The 14371-nt window shown below is 57.9% G+C and carries 11 protein-coding genes and 1 pseudogene; 8 read left to right on the top strand and 4 right to left on the bottom strand.

Annotated features, from left to right (window positions below; genetic code table 11):
- Positions 1 to 3: 3 nt before the first annotated feature.
- Positions 4 to 471: pseudogene (locus tag DVA43_RS01385) on the bottom strand (transglutaminase-like cysteine peptidase); the annotation flags it as partial.
- A 61-nt stretch (positions 472 to 532) separates the two neighbouring features.
- Here DVA43_RS01385 and DVA43_RS01375 point away from each other — a divergent pair.
- Positions 533 to 1230 (top strand): IS1-like element IS1B family transposase gene (locus DVA43_RS01375; protein WP_227525589.1). Its coding sequence is split into 2 segments (ribosomal slippage): positions 533 to 782 and positions 782 to 1230, totalling 699 coding nucleotides; the frame shifts between segments, so codons are not numbered across the junction.
- Here DVA43_RS01375 and DVA43_RS24440 read toward each other — a convergent pair.
- Positions 1165 to 1473: a hypothetical protein gene (locus tag DVA43_RS24440; RefSeq protein ID WP_147271004.1), complete on the bottom strand. Its 309-nt coding sequence runs from the start codon at positions 1471 to 1473 to the stop codon at positions 1165 to 1167. The genes DVA43_RS01375 and DVA43_RS24440 overlap by 66 nt on opposite strands.
- Positions 1474 to 1482: 9 nt before the next feature.
- On the bottom strand, positions 1483 to 3144 hold the full coding sequence (locus DVA43_RS01370) for a Mur ligase (protein ID WP_114314338.1): 1662 nt from the start codon (positions 3142 to 3144) through the stop codon (positions 1483 to 1485).
- Positions 3145 to 3260: 116 nt separating this feature from the next.
- On the opposite strand from DVA43_RS01370, the gene DVA43_RS01365 reads away from it, so the two are divergent.
- The 6 genes from DVA43_RS01365 (at position 3261) to ypdK (ending at position 10978) form a co-directional block, all read left to right on the top strand.
- The gene (locus tag DVA43_RS01365) at positions 3261 to 4139 is read left to right on the top strand and encodes a S9 family peptidase (protein ID WP_114314337.1); all 879 of its coding nucleotides are present in this window, start codon (positions 3261 to 3263) and stop codon (positions 4137 to 4139) included.
- Between the two features lie 24 nt (positions 4140 to 4163).
- Positions 4164 to 7496 (top strand): CapA family protein, encoded by a 3333-nt coding sequence (locus DVA43_RS01360; protein WP_114314336.1) that lies wholly within the window; start codon positions 4164 to 4166, stop codon positions 7494 to 7496.
- A gap of 94 nt (positions 7497 to 7590) precedes the next feature.
- Entirely contained in the window at positions 7591 to 7935 is a 345-nt protein-coding gene (locus DVA43_RS01355) for a hypothetical protein (protein ID WP_114314335.1), read from the top strand.
- On the top strand, positions 7932 to 9377 hold the full coding sequence (locus DVA43_RS01350) for a hypothetical protein (protein ID WP_114314334.1): 1446 nt from the start codon (positions 7932 to 7934) through the stop codon (positions 9375 to 9377). The genes DVA43_RS01355 and DVA43_RS01350 overlap by 4 nt, the downstream gene beginning before the upstream one ends.
- 249 nt (positions 9378 to 9626) lie before the next feature.
- Entirely contained in the window at positions 9627 to 10547 is a 921-nt protein-coding gene (gene lpxP, locus DVA43_RS01345; protein ID WP_114314333.1) for a kdo(2)-lipid IV(A) palmitoleoyltransferase, read from the top strand.
- A 350-nt stretch (positions 10548 to 10897) separates the two neighbouring features.
- Positions 10898 to 10978, top strand: a complete 81-nt coding sequence (gene ypdK, locus DVA43_RS25290; protein ID WP_197080173.1) for a membrane protein YpdK — start codon at positions 10898 to 10900, stop codon at positions 10976 to 10978.
- A gap of 56 nt (positions 10979 to 11034) precedes the next feature.
- Here the strand turns inward: ypdK and alaC are convergent, their stop codons facing one another.
- Positions 11035 to 12276, bottom strand: a complete 1242-nt coding sequence (alaC, locus tag DVA43_RS01335) for an alanine transaminase (RefSeq protein WP_103824696.1) — start codon at positions 12274 to 12276, stop codon at positions 11035 to 11037.
- Positions 12277 to 12662: 386 nt separating this feature from the next.
- On the opposite strand from alaC, the gene DVA43_RS01330 reads away from it, so the two are divergent.
- Positions 12663 to 14360 carry a sensor histidine kinase gene (locus tag DVA43_RS01330; RefSeq protein WP_114314332.1) on the top strand — a complete coding sequence of 566 codons (1698 nt, stop codon included), beginning with the start codon at positions 12663 to 12665 and terminating at the stop codon, positions 14358 to 14360.
- Positions 14361 to 14371 lie beyond the last annotated feature (11 nt).

The following is a 14371-nucleotide window of genomic DNA, read 5'->3' as shown; positions in this document are numbered from 1 at the left end:
ATCCTATTCATTAATTACAAATCCTTCTGCACGCATACGGGTGAGAAGATCCTGCCAGCGGGAGAGCCGTTTGCTGTCGCCCACGCGTTTGTTGCCGCCGGACTGCGGCAGCCATAGCCCTTCGCCGTTAAACGCGTAGACCGGAAGCAGGTCGGTACGCTGTGTAGCAGGCAAGATGGCGGTTTTCAGGTTATCCAGAACCAGTGGGATTGCCGTGGGGGTGGAATACCATGTCACCACCATGTGCGCCTGATTCAGTTCGAGTGCTTTAACATAGGTAATACGTAACTGGTTCGCCGGCACGCCCATTTCGCGCAGGGTAAAATATTTCGCCAGCGCAAAGTCCTCGCAGTCCCCTGCCCCCTGACGTAAAAACTCAATTGGCGTTGCCCAGTAATCCTGCTGCTTCCAGACGACGATATCATCGCGAAACGCCATGCGGGCGTTAAAAAACTGGTTAACCCGGTTTAACGTGTCGGTGATGCTGCCAACTTACTGATTTAGTGTATGATGGTGTTTTTGAGGTGCTCCAGTGGCTTCTGTTTCTATCAACTGTCCCTCCTGTTCAGCTACTGACGGGGTGGTGCGTAACGGCAAAAGCACTGCCGGACATCAGCGCTATCTCTGCTCTCACTGCCGTAAAACATGGCAACTGCAGTTCACTTACACCGCTTCTCAACCCGGTACGCACCAGAAAATCATTGATATGGCCATGAATGGCGTTGGATGCCGGGCAACCGCCCGCATTATGGGCGTTGGCCTCAACACGATTTTCCGCCATTTAAAAAACTCAGGCCGCAGTCGGTAACCTCGCGCATACAGCCGGGCAGTGACGTCATCGTCTGCGCGGAAATGGACGAACAGTGGGGCTATGTCGGGGCTAAATCGCGCCAGCGCTGGCTGTTTTACGCGTATGACAGGCTCCGGAAGACGGTTGTTGCGCACGTATTCGGTGAACGCACTATGGCGACGCTGGGGCGTCTTATGAGCCTGCTGTCACCCTTTGACGTGGTGATATGGATGACGGATGGCTGGCCGCTGTATGAATCCCGCCTGAAGGGAAAGCTGCACGTAATCAGCAAGCGATATACGCAGCGAATTGAGCGGCATAACCTGAATCTGAGGCAGCACCTGGCACGGCTGGGACGGAAGTCGCTGTCGTTCTCAAAATCGGTGGAGCTGCATGACAAAGTCATCGGGCATTATCTGAACATAAAACACTATCAATAAGTTGGAGTCATTACCTAACGTGTCATGGATCGTGCCCTGCGACGGCTGTTTAAGCAACGCGCCCCACTCATCAATCCGCTGCCGGGCGGCGGGGGTAGCCGGGCCATAGAGCCGTTCGGTACGGGTGCTGATGGCGCTGAAATCCCACCCGGCGCCGAGCCCGGGAGAGATAACCAGCAGCAGCACCAGCCAGAGCGACAGCCAGCGTCGATAGCTCGCCAGAAGAGAAGGAGGAAGCCGCATGGCGTTAACTTACTTCTCGCCTGACCGGACCAGCCAGCGCTTACGGTACGCGACATAGCCGGAAAGGTAGTGCTCAACGTCGTCGATTCGCACACGATAGCTGTGGTGACGAATAAAAAAGCTGCCGACGATGCGTGGCGGGTTTTTAAAGAACATCGCCAGTTCCGGCCAGAAAAAGCCGTTTGCCAGATAGCGGGCGCGGCTCTCCAGCGCCAGGTTGAACACCGTCATGTCGAAGCCCGCCAGCAGATGTTTATGCGGCGATGCCTCAAGCCGCGCGATCATCCGTGAAGCCGCCATCATTAACTCAAGCAGCGTAGGATAAGTGGTGACGCGGTTCTGAACGAAGTCGAGATGATCGCGCACGTTATCCAGCCCAAACTGGTAATAGCGCTCCAGCGGCCGATAGATCGTCAGCTCGTTGACGCAGTAGCTGAGCCAGTGATCGTGCGCCTGCCAGTGCTTCTGGTCGATAAAGTGCTCCATCGCCCGTTCGACCATTGCCAGCCAGCGCGGTGCTTTGGTCAGCCCGTAAAGACGCATCAGCGCAAAGGCGGCTTCCCCGTCGTAATAGATAATGCGGTGCGCCGCCTTCAGGGACAGATCCCCTGCATTCAGCACATGGACAAAGCCGCCCGTCTGCGGATCCTGCATAAAGCCGATCCCGTTCGCCAGCCGCGCCATCGGTTCCAGATATCGCTCATCGCCGGTCAGCTCGCTGTATTTCGCCATCGCCAGAATACACACCGCATTGCCGCCAAGCTTGATCTCATCCCCGGTATCGACCAGGAAATCGGCGTCGCTGCCGTCCGGAAGCCTGTAAGTACGGATAAAGCTGGCGCAGAGGTTGTTGAGCGCCCGCTCGATTGCCGCGAACTGTTCAGGCTGCTGCGTCACTTCCCAGCCTTCGAGCAGTGCATAGGTGGAGCTGGCGTGGCGCAAGGCGTTATAAGTGGGAATAGCGCGGTCGAAACAGGGGAACCAGCCGTAATGATAGCGCCCGGAAGGGGTAATCTGGCGGGCAAGATAGTCGGTGGCGGAGGCGATCATCGGCTCAAGCGCTGTCGCCTGCCAGTCGGGTAGCTGGCGGTAGCCGCTGTTACGTCCGGTCGATTCGATGGGCAGCACCTGCTCGCCGTCGCAAAAGAGCGCCCGGGTGGTGAAGCGCCAGAGCGTCTGGTCAGGCTGCTCTGGCCAGCTCAGCACGGCGCCGAAGCGGCGGCGGGAGAAATGGGCCAGATTAGTGGCATTGGGCGTGGCAACGCCGTGATCGCCGTGATAGAGCAGCGCGTTGGCCGCGATCTCCTGCTCCAGCATCGCGTAGCGAAACGCCGAATCCAGGCTGATGCCAAAGCGAAAATAGTTGCGTTTGGTTTTGGCTAAGCGGGCTTGCAGGTTATCCCAGCGCAAAGCCTGCACCTGATCCACAAGGTCAACGCGCAGCCAGCAAACTTCCGTCCCACTCTTTTGCTGCCACTGCAGCAGCGCCTGTACACCCTGCTGCCAGACGTGATCGAAGGTGTCGCCACAGCCTTGCACAACATGCGCACGGCTTTGGCCATCGGAAGCACTAAAAAAGATCGCCCAGGTGGGGCAGATCGGTGGTTTGGGCGCGACGTCCAGCAATTCCATCGCCGGGCGGATTTGCGCCAGTAATTGGCTGAGCGGCATTTTTACTCCTGATAACGCCTGAGGAAACCCTGTCAGAATAATCCTAACCAGATAATACCATTATGTGTGACAAGTTGTGTATTCTGTATGTCTATTGTTTCTTCCGGGGCGGTGGTGTGAGTCGATGTTTCGCGGTATGGATCCTGCTGCTAATCAGCGTTTTCGCTTACGCTGAGACGCCGCTGCTGTGGAACCAGCCAGCCTCCCGACAGCACTGCCCGACCGGCGACGATGCCGTGTGGGTACACTACCCTGAAGGCAACGCCTGTATGCGCTATTTCAGCGCAGGCAATCTGCAGGCCGCCCCGCTGGCGGTGGTGATACTAAAAGGCGACCGCGTCTCGCAGATAAAGCGCCCACCCGCCACCATCCGGGGGAATACCGCCGCCGACCAACGCCGTCAGGCCCGGGCCATCCTACGCCAGACCGGGTTGCCGACCATCATTCTCGCCCGCCCCGGCACCTACGGTTCCAGCGGTAACCATTACCACCGTCGTCAGGCGGAAGAGTTCCAGGCTATCGATGCCGCCCTCAATGCTATCAAGGCCCGCTATGGTATTCAGCGCTTTATTCTCAGCGGACACAGCGGAGGTGCCACCGCCGCCTCGGCGCTGTTGACTACCGGCCGCCGGGACATCGACTGCGCGGTGCTGAGCTCCGGTGCCTGGGGGCTGCTGGAGCGGGCGCAGCGCATGCGCCTGCAAAACGGTAACGCTCTGGCACCGGCACTGGATACCACCGGCCTTCCTCACCCGTGGGATCCCCTTGACCACATCAGCGGGATCGCCGCCGATCCCTTCCGGTTGATCCTGGTGATCGGCAACCCGCAGGATCGCAATACGCCGTTCGATCTGCAGGCGCGATTCGCGGATGCGCTGCGGGAACATGGCCACCGGGTAGAACTGCTCGAACGCCCCGCCAGACCACCGGAATATCATGATTTGACGGGTAATGCGGCAATCAACGCCATTCGCCTTTGTCCGCTACGCGGATAAGCTCAAAAAAGCAGGAATAAAAATATGAGCCAGAAACCGCCCCGCCAGCCACGCGCAGAGACGCAAGCACCGGGATGGACCGCTGCCGAACTCGAAAAACTACCCGGTAGCATCTGGTATAATCGCCCGGATGCAGGCTGGTGCGCCACTGACATCATCCTTTTTCATGATAAGGCGCAGCCTGGCCATCCCTGCCTCTTTGTCGCCATCGATCCCGACACCTGGCACAAGGGCTCCGGCAACACCGGAGTTTACGCTGGCTGGGATGATACTCATCTTTCGCTTTCCCGCCACGCCTCTCGTTACTGCGGGGCCATCGTCCAGCGCAAGGTTGACGGTCTGCCTCCGGACTTTCCTCAGCTGGTGGTGGGCAACAGTTATCAGGCCCTGCTTTGGCTTGCAGAAGAAGCCCGGCGGCGGCTGGACGGCAAGCTGGTGGCGATCACCGGTACGGTAGGCAAAACCTCGACCAAAGAGATGCTGAACAGCATTCTGGCAAACCACATGTCGGTAGTGGCGAGCCGCGGGAACCACAACACCCGCACGGGTGCCTCCATCACGCTGGCGCGTGCAGTCTGCAATCCGCAGGCGGTGGTAATGGAAGTGGCGATCTCTGCTCTGTGGATGCGCAACGGTGGGATCGGCCCGCGCATTAAGCCGCATATCGTCATTATCACCGAAATCGGCATCACCCAGGTGGGCAGGAGGGTGACCTCTCTCGATGATGTGGCCCGCTATAAAGCGCGCATCAGTCACGGTCTTATTCCGGGTGGCTACGCCATTTTAAACCGTGATATGGCCGGATATAACACTGTGGCTGCCAGCGTTACCCGCGACGGTGCCCGCATCATCAGCTACGGGTTTGATGCCGCCGCCGACGTACGGATCTCGGCGTTTACCCAGGATGCCAACGGCAGCCTGATCACACTCAACCTCCACCAGCAGAGCCTGAGTTACCGGCTGGCCGTGCCGGGCAAGGGCGCCGCGCTTAACTCGGTGGCCTCGCTTATCGCCGCCGACCTGCTTGGAGTGAGCCTGGCGGAGATCGTTACCAGCCTTGAAGCCTGGCGCAGCGATGGTCAGCACATGGGCATTACCGCGCTGCCGCTGCAGGGCGGCGGGGCTGTCACCCTGATTGATGACAGCTATAACGCCGAATACCTGTCGATGCTCAACGCGTTTGAGGTGGCCGCCCAGCGTGCGCAGGAAGACGGTGGCCGGGTGATCGCCCTGCTGGGGCGGATCATTAACCTTGGGAATCAGTCCGCCGCCATCCACCGCTCGCTGGCGCAGTCCCTGCTGGCGGCCAGCTGCCAGCAGGCATTTCTGCACGGTGACGAGATGCGTACCCTGCACGACGCCCTGCCGGAAGAGGTTCGCGGCGGCCATTTCAGCACCGCAGAGGCGCTGGTTGAGGCCGCTGCGCCGACGTTGCGCGACGGCGATATCGTGCTGGTCAAAGGGAGCGTGCGTAATTCCGACTTCAGGCGGGTTGTCGGCCTGTTGAAGCACCGACTTACCGCGTCGCCAGCCCTGGCAAAAGGGCAAACCGCCCGTCTGCTGATGAATCTTACCACCGGCGAAACCCGGCTGTCTGAGCAGGGCGACAGTACCTTTGCCCCCACGTACTTGAGCCAGCTGATGCTGGCCGTCTGCCTGGCAGAACGTCTGCTGGCGAAAAAAATAACCCTTGAGACGCCTGTTGAGATGCACGGCATCGCTGCCCACGTCCTGCAGGGCAATCCGGCTCTTGGCCTGCAACGGGGGAGCACGACAACCGTGAAATCGCTGGTGCAGGGAATGCTCATCCACAACGCCTGCGACGCCGCCATTCATCTGGCGGAAACGCTGGCAGGCAGTAGCGCGGAGGCGTTGAAGGCGCTGCGCAGCCTTGTTGACCAGCTGGAGATGCGCCACACCCATATCAATAACGTCTCCGGTCGTCCCCGCCCCGGCCAGCGCACCACGCTTACGGATATCGCCAGGCTGATGCACCATTTTCAGCTGCGCTACCCGCATTGGCTTACGTGGCTGGGTGAGCACGAGGCGGCTATAGGCGAGCGGGTGTACCGTAAAAGCGGCAACCTGCACAGCAACGGCAGCGCATGGGGACAATTCTGCGCCGGACGCTGGGGCGTTGCGCTGCAGTGGATCGCAGGCGAACTCTGGCTGGCCTGCGCTGCCGGGGCGGATGATGCCTTTCATCTCGACTATCTGCTGGATGGGCTCCTGGCCGGAGTGGATGGCGCAGAGCCCGCACCGGTGCCCGTCGAACGGCACATCGACAAACCTGTGGCGACCCTCACCTTGTTGGGCGATACCTATTTTGGCGAGTGGTATACCCGCAAGCGCCAGGCGCGGGGTTTGGATGATGCCCTGCAACGTTACGGCTACGATCACAGCTTTCTGGGCATCGCCCCCCTGCTGCGCGGTAGCGACTTCACTCTTGCCAACTTTGAGGCGGCCCTCGCCACCGATCTGCGCGCCAGTCTGGAAGGCCGAAAGCCGTTCTGCCTGACCGGGGATCCGGTCGCCTCGGTTACCGCCCTGCGTAAACAGGGTATCGACGCGGTGGCCCTTGGCAATAATCACGCCATGGATGCCGGACTGCCGGGGCTGGAGAGCACCCTGGCGGCGTTTGTCGGCGGCGGCATTGCCTGCATCGGCGCCGGACGCAATGCGCAGCAGGCCCACGCTCCGCTGGTGCTGACGGTGGGCGGCAGACAGTACAAGATTTTCAGCGCCTACTGGTACCGACGCTACATGGAGCAGGATTGCGCCTTTTATGCCCGCCCACGTCGGGCAGGGGTCGCCTGCCTGAGCGGCGGCCTGGCTGAACAGCTGCGTCTGGAGAAAGCACGCCCCCGGCCAGCCACCACTATTGTGCTCGCTCACTGGGGGCTAGATTACCAGTGGACAACGGTGGGACAGCGGGCGCTGGCACAGCGTCTCTGCGAGGCCGGAGCCGACCTGATTATTGGCTCCGGGCCGCACATGGCAGGCGAGGCGGTACGACTGGGCGAAAGTCTGGTGGTCTACAGCATCGGCAACGGGGTGTTTAACAGTAACGGTGAATACCAGTCGCGCGGCGTGCCGCCGTATGGCTTTGTCGTCCGCCTGCTGCTCGGCGCCTCGCAACCGCAGATCGCGCTTCTGCCGATCCTGACCGACAATAAACAGACCTTCTGGCAGCCCCGCCCGGTGACCGGGGCGGAATTTGCGGATCTGATCGCGCAGCTGACCGCGCAGGGTATGCCTATTACCCGGGAAGAGGCGTCCGATGCGGGCTGGCGCGCCGTCATTGAGGAGGGTGAATGCAGGCTGATCATGCCGCTGGCTCAGTTGGCCGGGAGGTAAGCAGAATTTTTAAGCGATACAACTACCTGAATTAAAATTCCCGATTACATTTAAAAGACGTCACTCCGCTGTGCGACAGAGTCAGGACAAACTGATGAGCGTGCCACTGCAAAAAATGCCCCGCTGCGGGGTGGTATTGTTAACGCTGCTTCTGAGCGTAAGCGGTTGTGCTAGCCATGATAAGAATCCCAGCCGGGCGCGCGTAGCGCCGAAATATGTTCGCCCTGCGCCTGTGCAGCCCGCGTATAGCGCACCTGAATCGTTCCTGAACGCGCCAGAAGCGCCCCCTGCGCCGCCCGTAAAAGTAAAAAAACGGCCTCAGGTTAAAGCCGCAGAACCGCCCGCGCCCCGGGTCGTGCCGGTGCTGGATAACTCGTTGCCGGAGCAGATCTGGCAACCTGCGATCACCCGTCAAACCAGCCTGGAGCTGAAATCATGACGGAACGCGCTCTCGGTGAACTGGAAAACCGGGCTGATATTAAGCGCCCTACGCTGCCGCTGTGGCAAAACGCGGTGGTTATTCTCCTCACCCTCACCTACCTCATCTGCGAGCTGGCCTTTAACTCGCGCCTGCTCGATCTGGTGGGAAGTCTCTCCACCCCCGACGATATCCACAATATGGAGCGCTATGGTCGGGCCCTAACCGCCATCGCCGCCGCGCTGCTGGTATTCCAGCTGTTGCTGGCGTGCAACGCCTGGCTGAAAAAACGCGACATTGCGTTTCCCGCTCCCTGGGTGGCAGGCATGGTGTTCTCGCTCTGTCTGCTCACCGGCGTGGTGACATGGCAAACGGTGGAGTGGGTTATTGAGCGCCAGGTTGCCCAAAGCACCGGCGAGTTTCGCCAGAAGTCGATGCTGGCGCAGCTCTATCAGCACTCCTTAATTGACGGGCACCAGACGCTGGCGGGGATCCCGCTTGATGACGATGGCAGCCAGCGCGAAACCTGGACCAGTCCATCCGGAAAAGCGTTTCTGGCGATGCTGCCGCTGCTTATGAGTTCGGTCAGCCGCTATCACGAACTGCTTGAGCGAGAGGCGGCACAAAACCTGCGCGACAGCATCAGCGTTCAGGAGGGCGGGCTCCTCGGCTATTACAAACTCTGGCTGGCCGCGCGCGCAGAAATTTATAACGACTATCTCGGCTATAACAGCGATACCCGGAAAAATGGGCTTTATCATGGGGTGACAATCCCGGCCCGCCTCGACTGGGAGACATTTTTCATGCTGGAACCGGTACAGAAAAGGCTGCGGGAAAAGCTGGCCCTGCCGCTGCAAACCCGGGTGCAGCCTGAATATCCGAAAGAGGACGCCCTGAAACAGTTCGCCCTGGCGCTGCAGGCTCCCCATCTTGACTACGCCGTGCAACAGCAACTCCCCCGCCTGCAGGCTGCGCTGACCAGCTACGGTGCAGGCGGAGCAAATGAAAAACGGGGCGAGGATGCGGCGCGGGCGGTGATTGTGCCTCCCATTGCGCTGATGTTCTCCCTGCTCGGCGCCCTCACCCACCTGGCAAAACTGCTCTATCTGCTGCTTCTCCCGTTAAGTGCCGCCCTGCTCTCTGTCACCCCCTGGCGGCCCGTTCGCCTGCTCAACCGCCATCCGCTGATCTTCCCGGTGCTATTAATCTGCCTGCTGCTCGGCCTGTGCAGCGTGACGAACAACAGCATTACGGCTTCTCCGGCCTATCAGTCGCTGCGGCACGCATTGCAGGGAGCGGAAGTGACGATCACCGATACCCCCGCATCCCTCAGCGGCGGCACGCTGTTGCGGCTGATCCATACGGTCAGCATCGGGCAGAGTTACAGCTATCCGTTAAATCACGCCTTACGCCAGAACGTGCTGCTCGGCTTTGATTTTGGATATGAAAGACCTCATGAATAGCCTCTTAATGCGGATAAAAATAGCCTCCTGTTTTAGCGATTTTACCGGTTATTTTTTGATCGAAAAGTAGTGTTAGCAGTTAAGATATATCAGTGCTACATTACGCCGCCCAACGCCAATTGCCGTTTTTTCAGACTCCGGGCATGTACGGTTTCAGCCATGAACCAATACGATTACCGCGGGTCTTATTAACATTCCGGCGTAGCGCCAGTCTGGGGCTACCAACATACTCTTCACAAAGGTCGTTTTATCTTGTCTCAATGCAAATTCACGCGCACGCTTCTGCATCCGCGTTACTGGTTTACGTGGTTTGGTCTGGGCGTCCTGTGGCTGCTCGTGCAATTACCTTATCCGGCGCTGCGCTGGCTGGGTGCCGGTCTCGGAAGCCTCTCGCGTCGTTTTCTGAAGCGCCGTGAATCTATCGCGCGCAGAAACCTCGAACTCTGTTTTCCGGCGCTCTCCCCTGCAGAGCGCGATCATCTCATTAGTGAAAATTTTAAATCTATCGGCATGGCGTTACTGGAAACGGGAATGGCCTGGTTCTGGCCGGACTCGCGGGTACGTAAATGGTTTGACGTTGAAGGCCTGGAAAATTTGCAGCGCGCGCAGGCGAAAAACTGCGGGGTGATGGTGATCGGCGTTCACTTTACGTCGCTGGAGCTGGGTGGCCGGGTGATGGGGTTGTGCCAGCCCATGATGGCTACTTATCGTCCGCACAATAGCGCCCTGATGGAGTGGGTGCAGACGTGCGGGCGCATGCGTTCAAATAAGGCGATGATCAGCCGCAATAATCTACGTGGGCTGGTTAGCGCCCTGAAAAAAGGCGAAGCGGTCTGGTTTGCTCCGGACCAGGACTATGGCCGCAATGGCAGCAGCTTCGCCCCCTTCTTCGCAGTAAAGGAGGTGGCCACCACAAACGGCACATTTGTGATTCACCGTCTTTCAAAGTCGGTGATGCTGACGGTTACCATGGTCAGAAAAGACGATAAAAGCGGTTATCGCCTGTTTATCATGCCGGAGATGGAGAACTATCCCCAGGAAGAGGCGGCCGCCGCGGCTTACATCAACAGTGTGATCGAGAGCGAGATCATGCGTGCGCCGGAACAGTATTTATGGGTGCATCGCCGTTTTAAAACGCGTCCTGTGGGGCACGCTTCCCTCTATCTTTAACCCCGTCGAAGGTTAGTTTCTTTTAGAAACTAACCTTTTCAATCACCTGTAATCACTTAGGTTTATCGTTAGCAGGCTATCTTGCTGAAGGACAATTTATTACCTGCCGAAATTAAACTGTCGCCGTTCCACGACACTCGTAAGTCGTGGAAATTATTTAGAAAAATGCCTCTTGTCACTCCCGAAATTTAAGCGTACATTAGCGCCGTCTGGCTACCTGAAAGCACAGAATTCTGAGCTGGAGTCGTCGCTGAAACGGGATAATTCTCATTTCCGCCCTAGACTGACTTCACCTCTCTATACTCAGTTGGACTCTGTTTTTTATTGCGTATCACGAAATACGCGGAGCGATGAACGTGAAATATTTCTTTATGGGTTTTTCAGTGATTTTGTTCGCATGGGTCGGTACGTTTGCCCTGATGATGAACTGAGCAAAGAAAATGTAGTCAAAAAAACAGGCGCCCAAGGCGCCTGTTTTTTTTTGGGGTTACTGACCCGCCTGCTCTGGCGTGGTCTTTGTTACCTGGGGCAACAGTCCGTCGGCGCGGAACATGCTTTTAATGCCCCTCACCGCCTGACGGATACGATCGCTGTTCTCAATCAGCGCGAAACGCACGTGCGTATCGCCGTAGTCGCCAAAGCCAATCCCCGGGGAGACGCACACTTTCGCATCCTGCAGGAGTTTTTTGGCAAACTCCAGCGACCCCATCGCGGCGTAGGCCTCCGGGATCTTCGCCCAGACGTACATCGAAGCTTTCGGCATCTCCACCATCCAACCCGCCTCATGCAGCCCTTTGACCAGCACATCGCGACGGCGTTTGTACTGGGCGGCAATCTCCTTCACGCACTGCTGATCGCCTTCCAGCGCAGCAATGGCCGCTACCTGCAACGGGGTAAAGGTGCCGTAGTCGTGGTAGCTTTTGATACGTGCCAGCGCGTTTACCAGCGTCTTGTTGCCGACCATAAAGCCGATACGCCAGCCCGCCATGTTGTAGCTTTTCGACAGGGTGAAAAACTCCACCGCAACGTCCCGCGCGCCGGGTACCTGCATGATCGACGGCGCTTTCCAGCCGTCATACACAATGTCGGCGTAGGCCAGGTCATGCACCACCAGCACGTCGTAGCGCTTAGCCAGGGCCACCACTTTCTCAAAGAAGTCGAGTTCCACGCACTGGGCGGTCGGGTTGGAAGGAAAACCGAGGATCATCATCTTCGGCTTCGGATAGCTTTCCCGGATGGCGCGTTCCAGCTCGTTAAAAAAGTCGACGCCTTCAACCAGCGGCACAGAGCGCACCTGCGCACCGGCAATGACCGCACCGTAAATATGGATCGGGTAGCTGGGGTTCGGCACCAGCACCGTGTCGCCATGATCCAGCGTCGCCAGCATCAGATGCGCCAGCCCCTCTTTTGAACCGATGGTGACAATGGCTTCGCTCTCGGGGTCGATCTCCACCTGATAGCGTTCCTGATACCAGCGCGAAATGGCGCGGCGTAAACGCGGAATCCCTTTAGAGGTTGAGTAACCATGCGTGTCCGGGCGCTGGGCGACGGTGCAGAGTTTTTCCACGATATGGGGCGGCGTAGCGCCGTCCGGATTACCCATACTGAAATCGATAATGTCTTCGCCGCGCCGACGCGCAGCCATTTTCAATTCAGCAGTAATGTTAAACACATACGGGGGAAGACGATCGATACGCGAAAAACGGCGTTCAGGACTGGAGTCAGCCATAAATTCCTCAGATTACGTTAGCGCCCGGACCGTCCGAGCGACGTCGCCACGGATGTGGCGTGTTTAGAAAATAACCTGAAAAAATTCGCCTTGTCGAGGGGGAAGAAATAAAAAAAAGCGTAGCGCTAAAACGGGAACACTGCTTAAACAAAAACCGGAAGTAAAAATGAAAAGAGGCATCAGGAATGTTATTTTGTTAACATTTTAATATCATTACAGTTACGACTTCCGGGTGGCTTTTTAGCTTTTCTGCTCGCTTATGCGACCTGAGATACAATCCCCTTTGATTAACGTGGTTTATCCCCATTTTATAAAAGAGCGGGATGGCTGGTCATTGAGCGTCAGGTTTTTTATCATGGTTCTTTCCTCTTTTCCCAGGTTTACCCGTGCACGAAATATTCAATATGCTGCTGGCGGTGTTCGATCGCGCGGCGTTAATGCTGATTTGCCTGTTTTTCCTCATTCGCATCCGCCTGTTCCGCGAGCTGCTGCATAAGTCAGCCTACTCGCCGCGCGAGCTGCTGGCGGTCACCGTCATCTTCTCGATGTTTGCCCTGTTCAGCACCTGGTCCGGGGTGCCGGTGGAAGGTTCGCTGGTCAACGTGCGTATTATTGCCGTGATGTCAGGGGGGATCCTGTTTGGCCCCTGGGTGGGCATTATCACCGGTGTTATCGCCGGACTTCACCGCTACCTGATCGATATCGGCGGCGTAACGGCGGTTCCCTGTCTGATCACCTGCGTTATCGCGGGCGTGATGTCGGGCTGGATCAACCGCACCTTCCCCAAAAAGCAGCACTGGCGGGCGGGTATTATCGGTGGGATGATCTGTGAAACGATGACCATGATTCTGGTGGTGGCCTGGGCCCCGACCACCGAACTGGGACTGGATATTGTGTCAAAAATCGGTATCCCGATGATCCTCGGCACCGTGTGCATCGGCTTTATCGTGCTGCTGGTGCAGAGCGTGGAAAGCGAAAAAGAGGCCAGCGCCGCCCGGCAGGCCAAGCTGGCGCTGGATATTGCCAATAAGACGCTGCCGCTGTTTCGCGACATTAACGCTGAATCGCTGCGCCAGGTATGCGACATCATCCGCCGCGACATCGACGCTGATGCGGTGGCCATCACCAATATTGACCGGGTGCTCGCCTACGTGGGCGTGGGTGAAACAAACTACCGGGATAATGATGATACCATCAGCCCCACCACCCGCCAGGCAATCAGCGGCGGCAAGATCATCATTAAGAATAACGATGAGGCCCACCGCACCCCGGAGATCCACTCCATGCTTGTCATCCCGCTGTGGGAAAAAGGGGTGGTCACCGGCACGCTAAAAATTTACTACTGCCACGCGCACCAGATCACATCGACCTTACAGGAGATGGCGGTCGGGCTGTCGCAGATTATCTCCACTCAGCTGGAGGTCTCCCGTGCCGAGCAGCTGCGGGAGATGGCAAACAAGGCAGAGCTGCGCGCCCTGCAGAGTAAAATTAATCCCCATTTCCTGTTCAATGCGCTGAACGCCATCTCCTCGTCGATCCGCCTGAATCCGGACACCGCCCGCCAGCTGATCTTCAATCTGTCGCGCTATCTGCGCTACAACATTGAGTTGAAAGATGACGAGCAGATCGACATCAAAAAAGAGCTTTATCAGATCAAGGATTACATCGCCATCGAGCAGGCGCGGTTTGGCGATAAGCTCACCGTCATCTATGACATTGATGAAGAGGTGAACTGCGTGATCCCAAGCCTGCTGATCCAGCCGCTGGTGGAGAATGCTATTGTCCACGGCATTCAGCCGCGCAAGGGTAAAGGCGTGGTTACCATCAGCGTGGCCGAATGCGGTAACCGCGTGCGGGTGGCGGTGCGCGACACCGGCCACGGGATCGACCCGAAAGTGATTGAACGGGTAGAGGCAAATGAGATGCCCGGCAATAAAATTGGTCTGCTCAATGTCCATCACCGCGTTAAGCTGCTTTATGGCGAAGGACTACATATTCGCCGCCTTGAGCCGGGTACCGAGATCGCGTTTTATGTTCCTAACGAACGCGCCGCCGTTCATGCCCAGACGTTGTTGTTGCCTTAGAGGGAGTGACG

Origin of the sequence: Leclercia sp. W6, assembly GCF_003336345.1 — a bacterium.
Lineage (GTDB): Bacteria > Pseudomonadota > Gammaproteobacteria > Enterobacterales > Enterobacteriaceae > Enterobacter.
Note: the sequence above shows the minus strand (reverse complement) of the source record. Positions and strands in the feature narration are given on the sequence as shown.